The 17,848-nt window shown below is 62.2% G+C and carries 16 protein-coding genes; 8 read left to right on the top strand and 8 right to left on the bottom strand.

The genetic code is table 11. The annotated features are described in order from the left end of the window. Positions 1-2 precede the first annotated feature (2 nt). Positions 3-575 (bottom strand): CsiV family protein, encoded by a 573-nt coding sequence (locus IDM28_RS15575; RefSeq protein ID WP_103438022.1) that lies wholly within the window; start codon positions 573-575, stop codon positions 3-5. Positions 576-585: 10 nt separating this feature from the next. Continuing rightward, positions 586-4,035 (bottom strand): transcription-repair coupling factor, encoded by a 3,450-nt coding sequence (gene mfd / locus IDM28_RS15570; protein WP_150572385.1) that lies wholly within the window; start codon positions 4,033-4,035, stop codon positions 586-588. 168 nt (positions 4,036-4,203) lie between these two features. On the opposite strand from mfd, the gene IDM28_RS15565 reads away from it, so the two are divergent. Next, entirely contained in the window at positions 4,204-5,667 is a 1,464-nt protein-coding gene (locus IDM28_RS15565) for a glyceraldehyde-3-phosphate dehydrogenase (RefSeq protein ID WP_101321182.1), read from the top strand. 338 nt (positions 5,668-6,005) lie between these two features. After that, positions 6,006-7,400, top strand: coding sequence for a Si-specific NAD(P)(+) transhydrogenase (gene sthA / locus IDM28_RS15560; protein ID WP_101321180.1), 1,395 nt, complete (start codon positions 6,006-6,008; stop codon positions 7,398-7,400). A gap of 48 nt (positions 7,401-7,448) precedes the next feature. Here sthA and IDM28_RS15555 read toward each other — a convergent pair whose 3' ends face one another. After that, on the bottom strand, positions 7,449-8,165 hold the full coding sequence (locus tag IDM28_RS15555) for a glycerophosphodiester phosphodiesterase (protein WP_101321178.1): 717 nt from the start codon (positions 8,163-8,165) through the stop codon (positions 7,449-7,451). 31 nt (positions 8,166-8,196) lie between these two features. Next, entirely contained in the window at positions 8,197-8,781 is a 585-nt protein-coding gene (locus IDM28_RS15550; RefSeq protein ID WP_101321176.1) for a PilZ domain-containing protein, read from the bottom strand. Between the two features lie 93 nt (positions 8,782-8,874). Here IDM28_RS15550 and IDM28_RS15545 point away from each other — a divergent pair, with 93 nt between their 5' ends. The 3 genes from IDM28_RS15545 (at position 8,875) to IDM28_RS15535 (ending at position 12,122) form a co-directional block, all read left to right on the top strand. Next, positions 8,875-10,125, top strand: coding sequence for a lipoprotein-releasing ABC transporter permease subunit (locus IDM28_RS15545; protein ID WP_101321174.1), 1,251 nt, complete (start codon positions 8,875-8,877; stop codon positions 10,123-10,125). 7 nt (positions 10,126-10,132) lie between these two features. Then, entirely contained in the window at positions 10,133-10,816 is a 684-nt protein-coding gene (gene lolD / locus IDM28_RS15540; RefSeq protein WP_178080783.1) for a lipoprotein-releasing ABC transporter ATP-binding protein LolD, read from the top strand. 61 nt (positions 10,817-10,877) lie between these two features. Next, positions 10,878-12,122: a lipoprotein-releasing ABC transporter permease subunit gene (locus tag IDM28_RS15535; protein WP_101323074.1), complete on the top strand. Its 1,245-nt coding sequence runs from the start codon at positions 10,878-10,880 to the stop codon at positions 12,120-12,122. On the opposite strand, the gene IDM28_RS15530 is transcribed toward IDM28_RS15535, so the two are convergent. Beyond that, the gene (locus IDM28_RS15530; RefSeq protein ID WP_188036421.1) at positions 12,100-13,500 is read right to left on the bottom strand and encodes a heavy metal sensor histidine kinase; all 1,401 of its coding nucleotides are present in this window, start codon (positions 13,498-13,500) and stop codon (positions 12,100-12,102) included. The genes IDM28_RS15535 and IDM28_RS15530 overlap by 23 nt on opposite strands. After that, positions 13,500-14,180: a heavy metal response regulator transcription factor gene (locus IDM28_RS15525; RefSeq protein ID WP_101321170.1), complete on the bottom strand. Its 681-nt coding sequence runs from the start codon at positions 14,178-14,180 to the stop codon at positions 13,500-13,502. Before IDM28_RS15525 ends, IDM28_RS15530 begins: the two co-directional genes overlap by 1 nt. Before the next feature lie 151 nt (positions 14,181-14,331). On the opposite strand from IDM28_RS15525, the gene IDM28_RS15520 reads away from it, so the two are divergent. Continuing rightward, a complete protein-coding gene (locus IDM28_RS15520; protein WP_188036420.1) occupies positions 14,332-14,823 on the top strand; it encodes a plastocyanin/azurin family copper-binding protein in 492 nt (163 codons plus the stop codon). 66 nt (positions 14,824-14,889) lie between these two features. Beyond that, positions 14,890-15,720, top strand: a complete 831-nt coding sequence (gene queF / locus IDM28_RS15515; RefSeq protein ID WP_101321166.1) for an NADPH-dependent 7-cyano-7-deazaguanine reductase QueF — start codon at positions 14,890-14,892, stop codon at positions 15,718-15,720. A 46-nt stretch (positions 15,721-15,766) separates the two neighbouring features. On the opposite strand, the gene IDM28_RS15510 is transcribed toward queF, so the two are convergent. Together IDM28_RS15510 and IDM28_RS15505 are read right to left on the bottom strand one after the other, a co-directional pair. Then, positions 15,767-16,030, bottom strand: coding sequence for a DUF4404 family protein (locus IDM28_RS15510; protein ID WP_101321164.1), 264 nt, complete (start codon positions 16,028-16,030; stop codon positions 15,767-15,769). Positions 16,031-16,152: 122 nt separating this feature from the next. Continuing rightward, a complete protein-coding gene (locus tag IDM28_RS15505; RefSeq protein WP_101321161.1) occupies positions 16,153-16,710 on the bottom strand; it encodes a phosphonoacetaldehyde phosphonohydrolase-related protein in 558 nt (185 codons plus the stop codon). A gap of 190 nt (positions 16,711-16,900) precedes the next feature. Between IDM28_RS15505 and IDM28_RS15500 the strand changes: the two genes are divergently transcribed. After that, positions 16,901-17,608: a VacJ family lipoprotein gene (locus IDM28_RS15500; RefSeq protein ID WP_101321158.1), complete on the top strand. Its 708-nt coding sequence runs from the start codon at positions 16,901-16,903 to the stop codon at positions 17,606-17,608. Positions 17,609-17,848: the final 240 nt, after the last annotated feature.

Raw genomic sequence — 17,848 nt, 5'->3', positions numbered from 1 at the left:
TGTCACTGCTCCATCATCTCCGGAGTCATCTCCGGCAGTTTGCGCGCGCCGACAGGTGCGACCTTGAGCAGAAGTGCCAGGTGGCCACCGTCGAGGAAGGTCAGCTGGCCGCTTTTCATGTTGCGATTGCTCTGCTGGAAATGCTCGCTGCGCAGCACGTTACCGTTGCCATCGAGCTGGTTGACCCAGAAGCTCGCCTGCACGGCGATGAAGCGGCCGTCGGCCAGGCTCAGGTTGCCCTCGATCGGGAAGTGACCGAACTGCTCCTCGCCAGCGCCCAGAGCAATGCTGCTGGGCTCGCTGCCGAGTTGTTGCTGCCAGGCCTTGTGCAGCAGCACGGTGTAGCTCGGCGTGGCCTCGAGGCGGGTCGCTTCGTCGGTCAGCACCGGTGGCCGTTCGGCTTCCTTGCTCAAGCGCGGCGCGCCGGCGCGCCAGTCTTCCGGGGCGAACTGGCTGGTCACCGCTGGCACATCGTTTTGCCGCACCAGCAGCATTTCCACCTGATACAAGCCATCAGCAAACGCCGTCGGCGCACACAGCGTCAACAGCAAGGTCAGGCAACGAATGGCACGCATGTAACTTCCTTCAAGCAGGCTGTGGGGTGAGGCGCTCGAACAGCGCCTCCACGGTATTGAAGCGTTCTTCCGGGCGTTCCATCGGCACCAGGAAGCGGAACTGGGTAGCGCCTTCGAACTTGTAGCGTTTGGGCTGGCCCTGGATCAGCTTGATCAGGGTCAGCGGGTCGACCGGGGTCTCGGCTTCGAATTCGATCTTGCCGCCGTTGGGGCCGCCGTCGACTTTCTTGATGCCGAGTTTTTCGGCCTGCAGCTTGAGCAGGGTGATGCGGATCAGGTTCTTGGTCGGCTCCGGCAACAGGCCGAAACGGTCGATCATCTCGACCTGCAGGTCCTTGAGGCCTTCTTCGTCGGCCGCCGAAGCGATGCGCTTGTACAGGATCAGCCGCGCATGCACATCGGGCAGGTAGTCTTCCGGGATCAACGCCGGCAGGCGCAGGTTGATTTCCGGGCCGCCGCCAAGCGGTTGTTCCAGGTTTGGCTGATTGCCCTTGCGGATCGCCTTGACTGCGCGTTCGAGCATTTCCATGTACAGGGTGAAACCGACTGCCTGGATCTGGCCGCTCTGGCCATCGCCAAGCAACTCGCCGGCGCCGCGGATTTCCAGGTCGTTGGTGGCCAGCACGAAGCCGGCACCGAGGTCCTGAGTGTTGGCAATCGCCTCCAGGCGTTTTTCGGCGTCGCTGCTGACCTTCTGCCGGGCAGGGGTGAGCAGGTAGGCATAGGCCTGGTGGTGGCTACGGCCAACCCGGCCGCGCAGCTGGTGCAGCTGGGCCAGGCCGAATTTGTCGGCGCGCTCGATGACGATGGTGTTGGCGCTGGGCACGTCGATACCGGTTTCGATGATGGTCGAGGCGATCAGCACGTTGAAGCGCTTGTGGTAGAAGTCGCTCATGACCTGTTCCAGCTCGCGTTCGCGCATCTGCCCGTGGCCGATGCCGATGCGCGCTTCAGGTACCAGTTCGGCGAGGTCAGCGGCGCACTTCTCGATGGTCTTGACGTCGTTGTGCAGGTAATACACCTGGCCGCCACGCAGCAGTTCGCGCAGTAGAGCTTCCTTTACCGTGCTGTTGTTCTGCTCCATGACGAAGGTGCGCACCGACAACCGGCGCGCCGGCGGGGTGGCGATGATCGACAGGTCGCGCATGCCGGCCACGGCCATGTTCAGGGTGCGCGGGATCGGCGTGGCGGTCAGGGTGAGGATGTCGACTTCGCTGCGCAGGGCCTTGAGCTGCTCTTTTTGCCGCACGCCAAAGCGGTGCTCTTCGTCGATCACTACCAGACCGAGGTCTTTGAAGCGCACGTCATCCTGCAGCAGCTTGTGCGTGCCGATCAGGATGTCGATCTTGCCCTCGGCCAGATCGGCAGCAGCAGTGGCGATGTCCTTGGCCGACTTGAAGCGGCTCATCACCTCGACGGTTACCGGCCAGTCGGCAAAGCGGTCGCGGAAGCTGTTGTAGTGCTGCTGGGCGAGCAGGGTGGTCGGTACCAGCACGGCCACCTGGCGGCCGCTGTGCACGGCGATGAATGCCGCGCGCATGGCCACTTCGGTCTTGCCAAAGCCGACGTCGCCGCAGACCAGGCGGTCCATCGGCTTGGCAGCGAGCATGTCCTCGCGCACCGCGTCGATGGCGTTCTGCTGATCGGGTGTTTCCTCGAACGGGAAGCCGGCGCTGAAGGTGGCGTAATCGGCTGCAGGATCGGCAAAGGCATAGCCCTTGCGTGCGGCGCGACGGGCATAGATGTCGAGCAGTTCGGCGGCCACGTCGCGGACCTGCTCGGCAGCCTTGCGCTTGGCCTTCTGCCAGGTTTCCGAGCCGAGCCGGTGCAGCGGCGCCAGGGCGTCATCGCTGCCGGTGTAGCGGGCGATCAGGTGCAGGTTGGCGACCGGCACGTACAGCTTGGCGTTCTCGGCGTACTCAAGGGTGAGGAATTCGGCGGCCTGGCCGTCGATTTCCAGTGTGGCCAGGCCCAGATAGCGGCCGACCCCGTGATCGATATGCACCACCGGTGCGCCTTCGCGCAGCTCGGTGAGGTTTTTGATCACCGCATCGTTGGCCGCCTCGCCGCGCTTTTCGCGGCGTCGGCGCTGCATCACGCGCTGGCCGAACAACGGGCTTTCGGCGATCAACGCCAGTGCCGGGTCGTCCAGCAACAGGCCGTAGTCGAGCGGTGCGATGGTGATCGCCAGGCGCTCTTTGCCGGTAATGAAATCGGTCCAGCCGTCAACGGTCTGCGGGCGCAGCTTGAGCCGTTCGAGCAGCTCCAGCAGCACTTCGCGGCGGCCGGCAGATTCTGCAGTGAACAGCACCCGGCCCGGGAACTGCTCAAGAAATGCCGACAATGCCGCCAGGGGTTGATTGGCCTTGGCTTCGATGGCCAGGTTGGGTAGCTCGCGCGCCGGGAAGCTCTGGCGGCCAGCGCCGGGTTCGAGGTCGTCACTGCTGACCACCACGCGCGGCCACTGCTTGAGGCGGGCAAAGCAGTCTTCCACTGGCATGAACAGTTCAGCCGGCGGCAGCAGTGGTCGGGTCAGGTCGCCGCGGCGGTCTTCATAGCGCCCGCGCACGTCGTTCCAGAAATGCTCGGCAGCCTGCTCGACGCCGGGCATCGAGAACACCTGGGTGTCAGCCGGAAGGTAGTCGAACAGTGTCGCGGTTTCTTCAAAGAACAGCGGCAGGTAGTACTCGATGCCGGCCGGGATGATCCCGCTGGCGAGGTCCTGGAAGATCGCGCTGCGGCGAAAATCCACGTCGAAGCGCTCGCGGAAGCGTGCCTTGAAGCGGGTGACTTCTTCCTTCTGCATCGGAAATTCGCGTGCCGGCAGCAGGCGTACCGATTCGACCTTGTCGATCGAGCGCTGGGTCTCTGGATCGAAGGTGCGCAAGGTCTCGATTTCGTTGTCGAACAGGTCGATCCGAAACGGCAGCTTGCTGCCCATCGGGAACAGGTCGATCAGCGCGCCGCGCACGGCAAATTCGCCATGCTCGTAGACCGTGTCGACGCAGCGATAGCCGCTGGCTTCGAGGCGGCTGCGCATCTGCTCGACATCGATGGTCTGGCCGACGTCGAGGACCAGGCTGCTGCCGAGCAGAAAGCGCGTTGGCGCCAGGCGGTGCAGGGCGGTGGTGATCGGCACCACAAGAATGCCGTGGTCCAGCTCCGGCAGCCGGTACAGGCTGGCGATACGCTGCGAGATGATGTCCTGATGCGGCGAGAACAGATCGTATGGCAGGGTTTCCCAGTCGGGGAACGGCAGCACCGGCAGGTCCGGGGCAAAGAAGCGCAGCTCCTGCTCGAGACGGTCGGCGGCCTGGCTGTCGGCGGTCAGCAGCAGGGTAAAGCGCCGGGCGCCACTGGCGGCCTCGGCGATGGCCAGGCTGAGGGCGGCACCGGGCAAGTTGCCCCAGGTTTGTTTGCCGGCCTGGGCCGACAATTGCGGTAAGCGCAGAACTGACACGGGAGAATGCACTCCAAGCGTTGCGGCAAAGAGGTCGATTGTACCGACGCCGGTGCCAGCTGTCAGGCTCGCGAGGGCTCAGGCAGCGGTGCGCAGCGTTAACGACAGGCGCTCATTGCTCGATACGCCGTGGGGCGTCATAATGTAGCCCCTTTTTTCTACCCCTACATGTGGAAGGTTCCCGTGACTCAGAAGCCCGACCAGTGTCTTGGTGAGTGGATTGATCGTGAAGCTTTGGCTGAAGCCATGATCCCGCTTATCGGTCAGCTCTACCGCAACAACAATGTGGTGAGCTCGATCTATGGCCGTAGCCTGATCAACCGTTCGGTGATCTCGATCCTCAAGGCGCACCGCTTTGCGCGTCACCGTCAGACCGACGAGACCGAACTGTCTGTCCACGAGACGTTCCCTTTGCTCAAGGCGATGAGCGAGCTGAAACTGGGCGCCGCTTCGGTCGACCTGGGCAAGCTGGCCAACAAGTTCAAGCTTGAAGGCAATGGCCGCAGCGCCGAGCAGTTCGTCCGCGAAGAACTGGCCGACGTGGTTGGTCAGCAAAACGTTTCGGCGCGCAAGGGCACCGACGTCGTGCTGTACGGCTTCGGTCGTATCGGCCGTCTGCTGGCACGCATCCTGATCGAAAAAACCGGTGGTGGCGACGGCCTGCGTCTGCGCGCCATCGTTGTCCGCAAGGGTGCTGAAAACGACCTGGTCAAGCGCGCCAGCCTGCTGCGTCGTGACTCGGTGCATGGCCCCTTCGATGGCACCATCACCATCGACGAAGCCAACAACACCATCACCGCCAACGGCAACCTGATCCAGGTTATCTACGCCAAGAGCCCGAGCGAAGTCGACTACACCCAGTACGGCATCAAAGATGCGCTGATCGTCGACAACACCGGTGTATGGCGTGACGCCGACGGCCTCGGCCAGCACCTGGCATGCCCAGGCGCTGCCCGCGTGATCCTCACCGCACCTGGCAAAGGCGCGCTGAAGAACATCGTGCACGGCATCAACCACGGTGAAATCAGCGCTGATGACAAGATCATCTCCGCGGCTTCCTGCACCACCAACGCCATCGTGCCGGTGCTCAAGGCAGTCAACGACAAGTTCGGCATCATCAACGGCCACGTCGAAACCGTTCACTCGTTCACCAACGACCAGAACCTGATCGACAACTTCCACAAGGGCAGCCGTCGTGGCCGCGCCGCGCCGCTGAACATGGTCATCACCGAAACCGGTGCTGCCACCGCCGCTGCCAAGGCGCTGCCTGTGCTCAAGGGCAAGCTGACCGGCAACGCGATCCGCGTACCGACGCCGAACGTGTCCATGGCCATCCTCAACCTGAACCTCGAAACCGGCACCAGCCGCGAAGAGATCAACGAGTACCTGCGCCAGACCGCGATGCACTCCGAGCTGCACAAGCAGATCGACTACGTCAACTCGCAGGAAGTGGTTTCGACCGACTTCGTTGGCTCGCGCCACGCCGGTGTGGTTGATGCTGAAGCGACCATCTGCAACGAAAACCGTGTTGTCCTGTACGTCTGGTACGACAACGAATTCGGTTACAGCTGCCAGGTAGTGCGCGTGATGGAAGACATGGCCGGGGTCAACCCGCCAGCCTTCCCGCGCTGATCCGCCGATAGCATTGTTTTGCTGATTTTGGGGCTGCTTTGCAGCCCTTCGCGGGTGAACCCGCTCCCACAGATAGCCGCGATCCTGTGGGAGCGGGTTCACCCGCGAAGGGCCGCAAAGCGGCCCCATTGCTTAACTGATGGGCATTCGGCCGCCTCACGCAGGCGTGCTTGCCACGATATGTAGTGAAGGCAAAATTCGCCTACGACGCGACCAAGGGTTAATGTGCGCGGCGTTCCCGCTTGATTAGACTGCACCCGAATTTTTCCATGGCGCCGCGGCGACATGATCGCGCCCCGCGGCCAACCGGCCGGCGGGCCAGTTTTGAAGGAGTACGCATGGCTGTCTACAACTACGACGTAGTGGTGCTGGGTTCCGGCCCGGCCGGAGAAGGTGCGGCAATGAACGCCGCCAAAGCAGGGCGCAAGGTGGCGATGGTCGATAGCCGTCGCCAGGTTGGCGGCAACTGCACCCACCTGGGCACCATCCCGTCCAAGGCACTGCGTCACTCGGTGCGGCAGATCATGCAGTTCAACACCAACCCGATGTTCCGTGCCATCGGCGAGCCGCGCTGGTTCTCGTTCCCGGACGTGCTCAAGAGCGCCGAGAAGGTGATCTCCAAGCAGGTCGCTTCGCGCACCGGCTACTACGCCCGTAACCGCGTCGACGTGTTTGTCGGTACCGGCAGTTTTGCCGACGAGCAAACCGTCGAAGTGGTCTGCGCCAATGGCGTGGTCGAAAAGCTGGTGGCCAAGCACATCATCATCGCCACCGGTTCGCGCCCGTACCGCCCGGCTGACATCGACTTCAACCACCCGCGTGTGTACGACAGCGACACCATCCTCAGCCTCAGCCACACCCCGCGCAAACTGATTGTCTACGGCGCTGGCGTGATCGGTTGCGAGTACGCCTCGATCTTCAGCGGCCTGGGTGTACTGGTCGAGCTGGTCGACAACCGTGGGCAGTTGCTGAGCTTCCTCGATTCGGAAATCTCCCAGGCACTGAGCTACCACTTCAGCAACAACAACATCACCGTGCGTCATAACGAAGACTACGAGCGGGTCGAAGGCCTCGACAACGGCGTGATCCTGCATTTGAAGTCGGGCAAGAAGATCAAGGCCGACGCCTTGCTCTGGTGCAACGGCCGTACCGGCAACACCGACAAGCTGGGCCTGGAAAACATCGGCATCAAGGTCAACAGCCGTGGCCAGATCGAAGTCGACGAAGCCTACCGCAGCACCGTGCCGAACATTTATGGCGCCGGTGACGTGATCGGCTGGCCGAGCCTGGCCAGTGCCGCCCACGATCAGGGCCGCTCGGCAGCGGGCAGCATTGTCGACAATGGCAGCTGGCGCTTCGTCAACGACGTGCCGACCGGGATCTACACCATTCCCGAGATCAGCTCGATCGGCAAGAACGAGCAGGAGCTGACCCAGGCCAAGGTGCCGTACGAAGTCGGCAAGGCATTCTTCAAGAGCATGGCGCGTGCGCAGATCGCCGGTGAGCCGCAAGGCATGCTGAAGATCCTGTTCCATCGCGAGACCTTGCAGATCCTTGGCGTACACTGCTTTGGTTACCAGGCCTCGGAGATCGTGCACATCGGCCAGGCGATCATGGATCAGCCGGGTGAGCGCAATACCCTGAAGTACTTCGTCAACACCACCTTCAACTACCCGACCATGGCCGAAGCCTATCGCGTAGCGGCCTACGACGGCCTCAACCGGCTTTTTTGAGCGGCTCCGACCGGTGGCCTGAGCCGGTCGGGGAGCTCGGTTTCAATCCTACCCAAGGGTGGTCTTGGCCAAACCGGGAAAGTCTGTAATCAGGCTGTCAGCGCCAAAGTCGGCGAGTCGGCGCATCAGTGCCGGCTCGTTGACCGTCCATACCGACACGTGCAAACCCTGGCGCTGTGCCTTGATCAGGCGCTCGGGAGTGCATAGCGTCCAGTTCAGGGCGAGCATCTGGCAGTTGTAGTTCTGCGCGACCTTCAGTGGGTCGAGCCAGGCATATTCCGCCACCAGTCCACGCGATACATCCGGCACCAGCTCAACCGCAGCGCTGAGCACTTCACGCGAGCTTGAGGTGATGGTGACCTTGTCGAGCAGGCCATATTGCTGCGCCAGCTCACGGATGGCCAGCACGGTGCTGGCGGCGCGGGTGCGCGACGCGCTTTTGACCTCAAGCTGCCAGTGCTCGAATGCGCATTTCTCGAACAGCTCTTCAAGCCGTGGAATAGGGCAGGGCTGTACATGGCCGGGGCCGCCGGCACGGGCGTCATAGGTGGTCAGGTCAGCGGCGCTGTGCTCGACCACCTTGCCGCGGCGGCCAGTGGTGCGCTTGAGTGTCGGGTCGTGGATCACCATCAGCTGGTTGTCGGCCGACAGGTGCAGGTCCAGTTCACAGCGATTGACGCCGTGCTCCAGGCACTGACGGAAGCTGGTCAGGGTGTTTTCAGGTGCTTCGCCCTTGGCGCCGCGATGGCCGTAGATCAGGGTCACGTTCGTTCCTTCAAATCAATAAGAGCGGAGCTCAGGAGGCGGGGTCGTTCTGTTCCAGTGCCTGCCGACGTTGCTGTTGCTGGCGCTGCAGGATATACCGCGCCAACAACTGGCGCTGGGCGTCGGTCATGTCGGTGAATTCGGTGCCGACTTCATAATCGCCGCCGGGGCGAGCGTCGCAGTGGGTAACCCGGCCGCGCAGCAGCAAACCGTGGGCGCGGGGCATCAACACCATCTTGACCTTGACCCGGGTGCCGGCGGCGATCGCGCTGGTCTGGCTGAACTCGATGCCGCCCTCGGACAGGATCACCCGATGCGGTGCGCCGATCTCGCCGAGCAGGCTGTGCGCGACCACTGCGCTGAGCAGGTCGAGGCGTTTGTTCTGGGCCCGTAAAAACGCCGCCAGGGTGCGGTCCTTGTCGCTCAACTGGCGCAGCAGATGTTGCGATTCAAAGTCCGACAGATGCAGTTCGCTGAGCAGGTTGAACAGCGGCGAATCATCCTGCAACAGTTCTGGCTCCAGGGCCTCAGCCGCGCTCAGCGGGGTGATTTCCAGTGCGATCCTGTCTTCGATGCGGTAGTATTCGCGGCGATCTTCATCGTCTATTGTCGTCATGGCGAACCCAAGGTTACGGCGGTGGTCCGAGTGTAAAGCCGCCGTAGGCGCCTCGCCACAAGGACGTTCCCTTTCATCCGAACAAGCCCCGACATGTTCAGACCTCTTTTCGTATTTATTGGTACTCGCTACACCCGTGCCAAACGCCGCAACCATTTCGTCTCGTTCATTTCCCTGACCTCGATGATCGGCCTCGCCCTGGGCGTGGTGGTGATGATCGTGGTGCTCTCGGTGATGAATGGCTTCGACCACGAGATGCGTACCCGCGTGCTTGGCATGATCCCTCACGCCACGCTTGAGAGCGGCCAGCCGATCAATGATTGGCCTGCCCTTGCTCAACAAGTAAAGCAGAATCCACAAGTCGTGGCGGTCGCGCCCTTCACCCAGATGCAGGGCCTGCTGACCTTCGATGGCAAGGTCAGCAAGGTGCTGCTCAACGGTATTGATCCTGCGCGTGAGCGAGAGGTGTCGATCATCGACAACTTCATCCGCGAAGGCAGCATCGACAAGCTGGCGCCGGGCGAGTGGGGCATCATGATCGGCGACAAGGCCGCGGCCAAACTGGGTGTCAAGGTCGGTGACAAACTGACCTTCGTGGCGCCAGAGGTCAGCGTCACGCCGGCGGGCATGTTCCCGCGCATGAAGCGCTTCACCGTGGTCGGCACCTTTCATGTCGGTGCGGGCGAGATCGACGGCTTCCTGGGCTTGACCAACATCGCCGACCTGTCGCGCCTGCACCGCTGGAAAGCGGATCAGGTGCAGGGCCTGCGGCTGAAATTCGACGACCTGTTCGAAGCCCCGCGCGTGGCCTGGAGCATCGCCCAGCAGTTGGGCGAGCAGGAGTTCTACTCGCGTGACTGGACCCGCACCCACGGCAACCTGTATCAGGCCATCCGCATGGAGAAGGCGATGATTGGTCTGCTCCTGCTGCTGATCGTGGCGGTGGCGGCGTTCAACATCATTTCTACCCTGGTGATGGTGGTCAATGACAAGCGTGGCGACATCGCCATTCTGCGAACCCTGGGCGCTACGCCTGGGCAGATCATGGCCATCTTCATGGTCCAGGGTACGGTGATCGGCGTGGTCGGCACCTTGATTGGTGCGGTGGTTGGCATTCTCGCAGCGCTCAATGTCAGCGCAGCGATTGCCGGCATCGAGAAGCTGATCGGGCACAAGTTCCTCAACGCCGATGTGTACTTCATCGACTACCTGCCTTCGCAGATCATCGCCCAGGACGTGTGGATGGTCTGCGGCGCGGCATTGATCCTGAGTTTCCTCGCCACCCTGTATCCGGCCTGGCGTGCGGCGCGCACCCAGCCTGCAGAGGCGCTACGTTATGAGTGAGTCGCGCATGAGTGATAAAGCCGTTCTGAGTTGCCGCAACCTGGGCAAGTCCTACGACGAGGGCCCGGAGTCGGTGCAGGTGCTGGCCAATCTGCAGCTTGAACTGCTGCCGGGTGAGCGGGTGGCGATTGTCGGCAGCTCCGGTTCCGGCAAGAGTACCTTGCTCAACTTGCTGGGCGGCCTCGACACGCCGAGCCAGGGCAGCGTGTGGCTGGCTGGCGAAGAGTTGTCGGCACTGGGCGAGCGCGCCCGTGGCCTGCTGCGCAACCGTGCGCTGGGCTTCGTGTATCAGTTTCACCACCTGCTGGCCGAGTTCACGGCGCTGGAAAACGTATGCATGCCGCTGCTGATCGGGCGCACGCCGATCCCGGAAGCGCGCGAGCGTGCCGAGGCCTTGCTCAAGCGAGTCGGCCTCGGCCATCGCCTGAGCCACAAACCGGCCGAGCTGTCCGGTGGTGAGCGCCAGCGTGTGGCGATCGCCCGCGCTCTGGTCAATCGGCCGGGGCTGGTGATGCTCGATGAGCCGACCGGCAACCTCGACCATCACACTGCGCAGGGCATTCAGGAACTGATGCAAGAGCTTTCCAGCTCATCGCGCACTGCGTTCCTGGTGGTGACCCACGACCTGAGCCTGGCGCGGCAGATGGATCGCGTGCTCAAGCTGGAAGATGGCCACCTGGTGGCGATCTGAGTCGACTGCCCGGGGTGGAATGATCCACCCCGCAACTTTTGTTCATTGGGTGTTCTCGTAAATGTTCAGACCCTTGCCCTTGTTCATCGGTGCTCGCTACACCCGTGCCAAGCGCCGCAATCACTTCATCTCGTTCATCTCGATGACTTCGATGATCGGCTTGTCCCTGGGCGTGCTGGCCATGATCGTGGTGCTGTCGGTGATGAACGGCTTCCAGCGCGAAATGAGCTCACGCATTCTTGGCCTGGTGCCGCATGCGAGCATCCTTGGCGCGCAGCCGCTGAGCGACTGGCGCAGTGTGGCTGACGCAGCGCTGAAGAACCCGGCAGTGGTCGCTGCGGCGCCGGTCACCGAAATGGAAGGCATGCTCTCGTACAAAGGCGCGATGCAGCCGATTCAGGTCAGCGGGATCGAGCCGGCCGAAGAGGGCAAGGTGTCGATCGTCGGCCAGCATATCGTCCAGGGCGCGTTGCAGGATCTGGTCCCGGGTGAATACGGGGTGGTGATCGGCGAGCTGACGGCGCGGCGCTTCCGGCTCAACACCGGTGACAAGCTGACTTTGATCGTGCCGGAAATCAGCAAGGCCCCGGGTGGTATCACGCCACGCATGCAGCGCCTGACCGTGGTCGGCATCTTCAAAGTGGGTGCCGAGCTGGATGGCTCGCAGGCTTATATCAACGTGGCCGACGCCGCCGAGATGCAGCGCTGGGCGCCGGGCAGCGTGCAGGGCGTGCGGCTCAAACTTCAGGACCTGTACGCGGCGCCGCAGGTGTCCAAGGCCATCGCCGGGCAGTTGGGCGATGCCTACCACGCCGATGACTGGTCGCACACCCAGGGCAGCCTTTTCAGCGCCATGAAGATGGAAAAGACCATGATCGGCTTGCTGCTGATGATGATCATCGCGGTGGCGGCGTTCAATATCATCGCCACCCTGGTGATGGTGGTGAACGACAAGGGCGCGGATATCGCCATCCTGCGCACCATTGGCGCCACGCCGATGCAGATCATGGGCACGTTCATGGTTCAGGGCAGCTTGATCGGTGTGGTCGGCACGCTGATTGGCGGGGTGCTGGGGGTAATTGCGGCGATCAACGTGAGTCAGATCGTTGGCTGGCTGGAGCGGGTCAGCGGTCAGCACATCTTCACCTCCGATGTGTATTTCATCAGCAGCTTGCCTTCGCAGTTGCAGTGGGGGGATGTGCTGATGATCTGTACGGCGGGCTTGGTGATGAGCTTCCTGGCGACTGTGTATCCGGCTTACCGGGCTTCGCAGATCGAGCCGGCTATGGCATTGCGTTACGAGTAAGGGCGGCGTTGGTATCTTTGGGGTCGCTGTGCGGCCCCTTGCCGAAATCAATCACAAACCGCGTCCATCCTGCTTCGCACTCCACCTGAATCCCGCCACCATGGGCGAGGACGATCGAACGGGTGATTGCCAGGCCCAGCCCGGCGTGCTCAGCGCCTCCTTCGGCCCGTGCCGAATCCCCGCGGTAGAATCGATCAAACAAGCGCTGCGCAGCCGCTGCTTCAATCGCCGCACCGGTATTGGCGACCGTAACTTGCCCTCCAGCTTGTAAATGCACCTTCACCACGCCACCTACTCCAGCAAACCGCAGCGCATTTTCCAGCAAGTTGGACAACGCCCGCCGCAACATCTGCCGATCGCCCTCGATCATCAGCTCACCTTCGCGGAGCAGGGTCACTCCAGCGTCCTCAGCCAGTGGCGCGTAATACTCCAGCAGTGCATCCACTTCCGAGGCAAGGTCCAGCACCTGCTGTTCTGGCACCAGCAGGCCGTGCTCAGCCTTGGCCAGGTAGAGCATGTCGTTGACCAGCTGCGCCATCCATTGCAGCTCCTCAAGGTTGCCATGCAAGGCCTCGCGATATTCGTCCAGGCTGCGTGGGCGGGTTAGCGTTACCTGAGTGTGGGTCAGCAGGTTCGACAACGGCGTGCGCAGTTCATGGGCGATGTCCGCGGAGAACGCCGACAGCCGTTGAAACGCATCGTCCAGCCGCTGCAGCATGGCATTCATGCTTTCTGCCAGCTGAGCCAACTCCTCGGGCATCTGCGCCACTGGCAGACGTGTGGTCAGCGAACGAGCGTTGACGCTCGCCGCCACCGCGCCGATCTGGCGCAACGGGCGCAAGCCGCGGCGTACCGCCCAGGCGCCGAGCAATGCCGTGGCCAGTGCCGACAGACCCACCGTTAGCCAGATCAAGCGCTGCATGCTCTGCAAGAAGTGCTGGTGATGGGTGATGTCGAGCAGCACGGTCAGTTGCGGTGACTGTGGGTCATGCTCGATCAATGGCGCCGACAAGCCGCGATAGTCGACGCCGCCGGCCTGCAGTGTCTTCAGTTGTGCAGACTGGTTGGCATCGGGCAAACCTGGCCGGCTTTCGAACCAGGCTTCGCCCGTGCCGCTGCTGATGCGCAGTGCGACATCGGTCTGGAGGTTGAATTGGCTCCGTAGCTCGGGGAGCCTGTCGACTACCTGCTGCCGTGTCTGGAGACCGGTAAGTTGCTCGCGTAACTGCGTCAGGCGAGTGTCGAGCAGTTGCTCATCCAACTCGATGAAATGCTGCTCGCTGGCTTGGGTGAAGAGCACGCCGGCGCCAAGCGAAACCGCCGCGGTACAGGCAGCAAACAGCAGAGCGAGGCGGCTGCCGAGGGATATCCGGCGCATCAGTCCTGGCGCTCTTCGAGTACATAACCCATGCCACGCACCGTGTGTATCAGCTTGCTGGCGTGACCGTCGTCGATCTTCAGCCGCAGCCTGCGGATGGCCACTTCGATGACGTTGGTGTCGCTGTCGAAGTTCATGTCCCACACCTGCGAGGCAATCAACGACTTGGGTAGCACCTCGCCCTGACGGCGCAATAGCAATTCCAGCAGAGCGAACTCCTTGGCGGTGAGGTCGACGCGCTGGCCGGCACGCTCGGCGCGGCGGCGGATCAAGTCCAGGCGCAGGTCCGCCAAGGCCAGGGTGGTGTCCTGCACCCCGGCGCCGCCTCGGCGCAGCAAGCTGCGCACGCGGGCCAGCAGCTCGGAGAAGGCGAACGGCTTGACCAGATAGTCGTCTGCGCCCAGTTCCAGGCCATGCACGCGGTCCTCCACGGCGTCGCGGGCGGTGAGGAACAATACTGGGGTGGCGAGCCCTGCCTGGCGTACCGCCTGCAGAATCTCCCAACCGCTGCGGCCTGGCAGCATCACATCAAGAATCAGCAGGGCATGATCGCCGGTCAGCGCCAGGTGCAGCCCGGTTTCGCCGTCGGCGCTGAGCTCGCAGGCAAAGCCGGCCTCGGTGAGGCCTTGTTGCAGGTATTGGCCAGTCTTGACCTGGTCTTCGACGATCAGCAGTTTCATCAGGTTTTTGCGTCGGTCAGGGAGTAGTGGAAATGATACGTGACGAACCCGCTCTCAAGCCAAGCTGACAAAGTTGTAATCTTGCGGTCAGCCAGTTGCCAGCTGCGCCAGCGCAGAGTGGTACGACATTGCCGTCATAATCGGAGTAGATATGAAACACCTGTTCATCGCCGCTGCCTTCGCGCTGTTCAGCACGTCGGGCTGGGCTGACGCCGAGCACACCAGCTTCGCTTTCGGTGAGCCAGCGCCAGCGGCCAAGGCCACTCGCACGGTTGAGGTGGTGCTCAAGGACATCGCCTTTGAGCCCAGCACTTTGCAGGTCAAGGCCGGCGAGACCGTGCGTTTCGTGCTGATCAACCAGGGCCAGTTGCCTCATGAGTTCAACCTGGGCGACAAGGCCATGCACGCAGAGCATCAGAAACAGATGGTGGCGATGCAGGGCAAACTGTTCACCGGGGGCATGGATCACAGCCAGATGGGCCATGGTGAACACGGCCACGACAGCGGCAACACCGTGCTGCTGCAGCCCGGCCAGCGCGGTGAGCTGACCTGGACCTTCCGTAGCGCTGCGCCGATCGAGTTTGCCTGCAACGTGCCGGGGCATTATCAGGCCGGGATGGTCGGGCCTCTGACCATCGAGTGAGTTCGGACCCAAGGCGGGCTGCAAAACCGGTAAACTGGGCGCATCCGTTTTTTCCAGGTCCTGACCATGCATCCCGCTGCCGAAGACTCTCCGCTGGGTAAATCCAGTGAATACATTGCAACCTACACCCCGTCGCTGCTGTTCCCGATTCCGCGCCTGGCCAAGTGGGCCGAGCTCGGTGTCAGTGGCGACGCCCTGCCGTGGCAGGGCGTTGATTACTGGAACTGCTTCGAGCTGTCCTGGCTGTTGCCGTCCGGCAAGCCGGTGGTGGCCATCGGTGAGTTCGCCATCCCGGCACAGTCACCGAATATCATCGAATCGAAGTCGTTCAAGCTGTACCTCAACTCGCTTAACCAGACGGCCTTTGCCAGCAGCGCTGAGCTGCAGGCTTGCCTGGAGAAAGACTTGTCTGCCGCTGCGGGCGCGCCAGTGACGGTGCGCGTGCGCAGCCTGGCAGAAGTGCAGAGTGAAGGTGTAGTGGCATTGCCTGGGGTGTGCATTGACGAACTCGATGTCGCGATCAGCAACTACGAGCAACCGCAGCCGCAACTGTTGCAGTGCGATTCAACTCAAGTAGTGGAAGAGACGGTGCACAGCCACCTGCTCAAGTCCAATTGCCCGGTGACGGGCCAGCCTGACTGGGGCACGGTGGTAGTCAAGTACAAGGGCCTGGCGCTGGATCACGCCAGCTTGCTGACGTATCTGGTGAGCTTCCGCCAGCACGCTGACTTCCATGAGCAGTGCGTCGAGCGGATCTATCTGGACCTCAAGCGCTTGCTGCAGCCTGAGCACCTGACGGTGTACGCGCGGTACGTGCGTCGCGGTGGGCTGGATATCAACCCGTACCGCAGCACCGGGCCGATCAGCCCGCAAAACCTGCGTCTGGTTCGGCAGTAATAGTGGGCCGACGGGGCACATGAGTGCCGCGTCGGCCCCGCCTGATTCAGATGCCCATGCTGTGCAAGCTGTTGGCAATGTTGCGCAGCGTGGCGGTGAGGTCGGGGTGGGCCACCTCGAAGCGCTCGACGGCGAGGTTGACGCCGTCGACCAGGTTGGTGTCCTGGGTGGCTTCTTCCAGTTTGATCTGCGCCTCGATCTGTTGCATCAGGCTGTGCAGGTTGTCGCGCTCTTCCAGCGTGAGCGGCGGGTTGCGATCCAGTTGATCGCGCAGGCTATCGAGCTGCTCTTGCAATTCGCGGGCAGGCATCAGGTGTTCTCCCTCTATGACTTGGCAAAGCATGGACCTCGGCCATTGGGCAAAGGTTCGCGCATGCCTCAAGCGTAATCCACTCGCCACGGCTTTGCATGATCCGCGTCAAGCCGCCTGTATCAGGGTTTTTCACCTTTGCGGCGGCGTTGGGCGATATCTGCCAGGCACGGTTGTAGCGCTTCCAGATGATCGATCACCGAATGCGCGCCGAGCCTGAACAGCTCAAGGGTGGCCTTGCCGCGATTCGCTTGCTGGTCTTGGGCGGTCATCGCCTGCCAGCGCTTCGACGAGGCCTCGCAGCGGGGGCTGCATGCCGCCAGGCCGATAGTCCACAAACCGGCTTTGAGCGCAGATTCAAGCAAGCGCGGATCACCGCTGACCAGCACGCTGCCATCGAGCTTCGCGCTGTTGAGCTGCATCAGCGCCTGCCAGCAGGCATTCGGTGCCGGCCAGGGCAGGGAAGGGGTCGAATGCCCCGGCAGCCAACTCGGCAGCACCCTGGTCAATGACTCGCCGGTGCCGGGCTCATCCAGCCAGATGCAAGGCACCTGCTGGCTGTGCAGGTCAGCCAGCATGGCCAGCGCGCCAGGCGCTGGCGCAGATACGTCATTGGCGGTTTCCACCAGGCAGCCACGCAGCCCGAAAAGCACAGCGGTGAAGGCGGGTGCGTCGTGCATGGCAACTTCCCTGAAAATAGTCAGACTAAGTAGCGACTGTTACACGTAGATGACGTAGCAACAGTTACTGACAAAATAATGAGCAATACTCAGCGAAGCTGTTTATCAGCCGTCGACGCTTTATACTGTCGCCCAAACTCAGCAGAGCAAACGCGCATCTGCGACCGTGAATCTTGATGGAGAAACATCTATGCATAGGATCGGCGCCAGTGTGATCGAGCGAATCACCCAGGCCTGTGTCTGCGCCAGTCTGTTGCTGGCGCCCGTGGCTGCTACGCAGGCAGCTACCGAAGAAGATCCCTGGGAGGCGGTCAACCGGCCGATCTTCCGGTTCAACGATACGATCGACACCTATGCATTCAAGCCGTTGGCCCAAGGCTACCAGGCGATCACCCCGCAGTTCGTCGAAGACGGCATTCACAACGTCTTTCGCAACATCGGCGATGTCACCAACCTGGCCAACAATATTCTGCAGCTCAAGCCCCACGCTGCTGGCGTCGACACTGCCCGCTTGATCGTCAACACCACCTTCGGTATTGGCGGCCTGTTCGATGTGGGTACCCGCATGGGCCTGCAGCGCAACGACGAAGACTTCGGTCAGACCCTCGGTTACTGGGGCGTCGCAAGTGGCCCCTACGTGGTCATTCCGCTGCTCGGCCCGAGCACCGTGCGTGACGGCCTGGCCAAGTACCCGGACAGCTACACCAAGCCGTACCGCTACATCGATCATGTACCGACCCGCAACACGACGCTGGGGGTAGACCTGGTTGACACCCGTGCCAGCCTGCTCTCGGCTGAAAAGCTGATCAGTGGCGACAAGTACGTGTTCATCCGCAACGCCTACCTGCAGAACCGCGAGTTCAAGGTCAAGGATGGCGAAGTCGAAGACGACTTCTAAGTCTGGGTAGCTGGGGCTGCAAAGCAGCCCCAAAGCTGGGCCCGCAACGGACCTTGCGACCATCCATCGGGTTACCTCAAACACATTTCTTATAACTACCAGCAATTTGCCAAACGCTGTGTAATCAAGCCGACTCGCGCATGCTTGAAACCCCCGGCGGATGGGAGTACCGTCTGCGCCTGACAGGGCACCTCTGCTGTTGCCGGACAAGGGTTCTTGTCCTACAACTCTATAGGTAGA

Origin of the sequence: Pseudomonas sp. EZ-C24 (assembly GCF_014525325.1) — a bacterium.
GTDB classification, from domain to species: domain Bacteria; phylum Pseudomonadota; class Gammaproteobacteria; order Pseudomonadales; family Pseudomonadaceae; genus Aquipseudomonas; species Aquipseudomonas shirazensis.
Note: the sequence above shows the minus strand (reverse complement) of the source record. Positions and strands in the feature narration are given on the sequence as shown.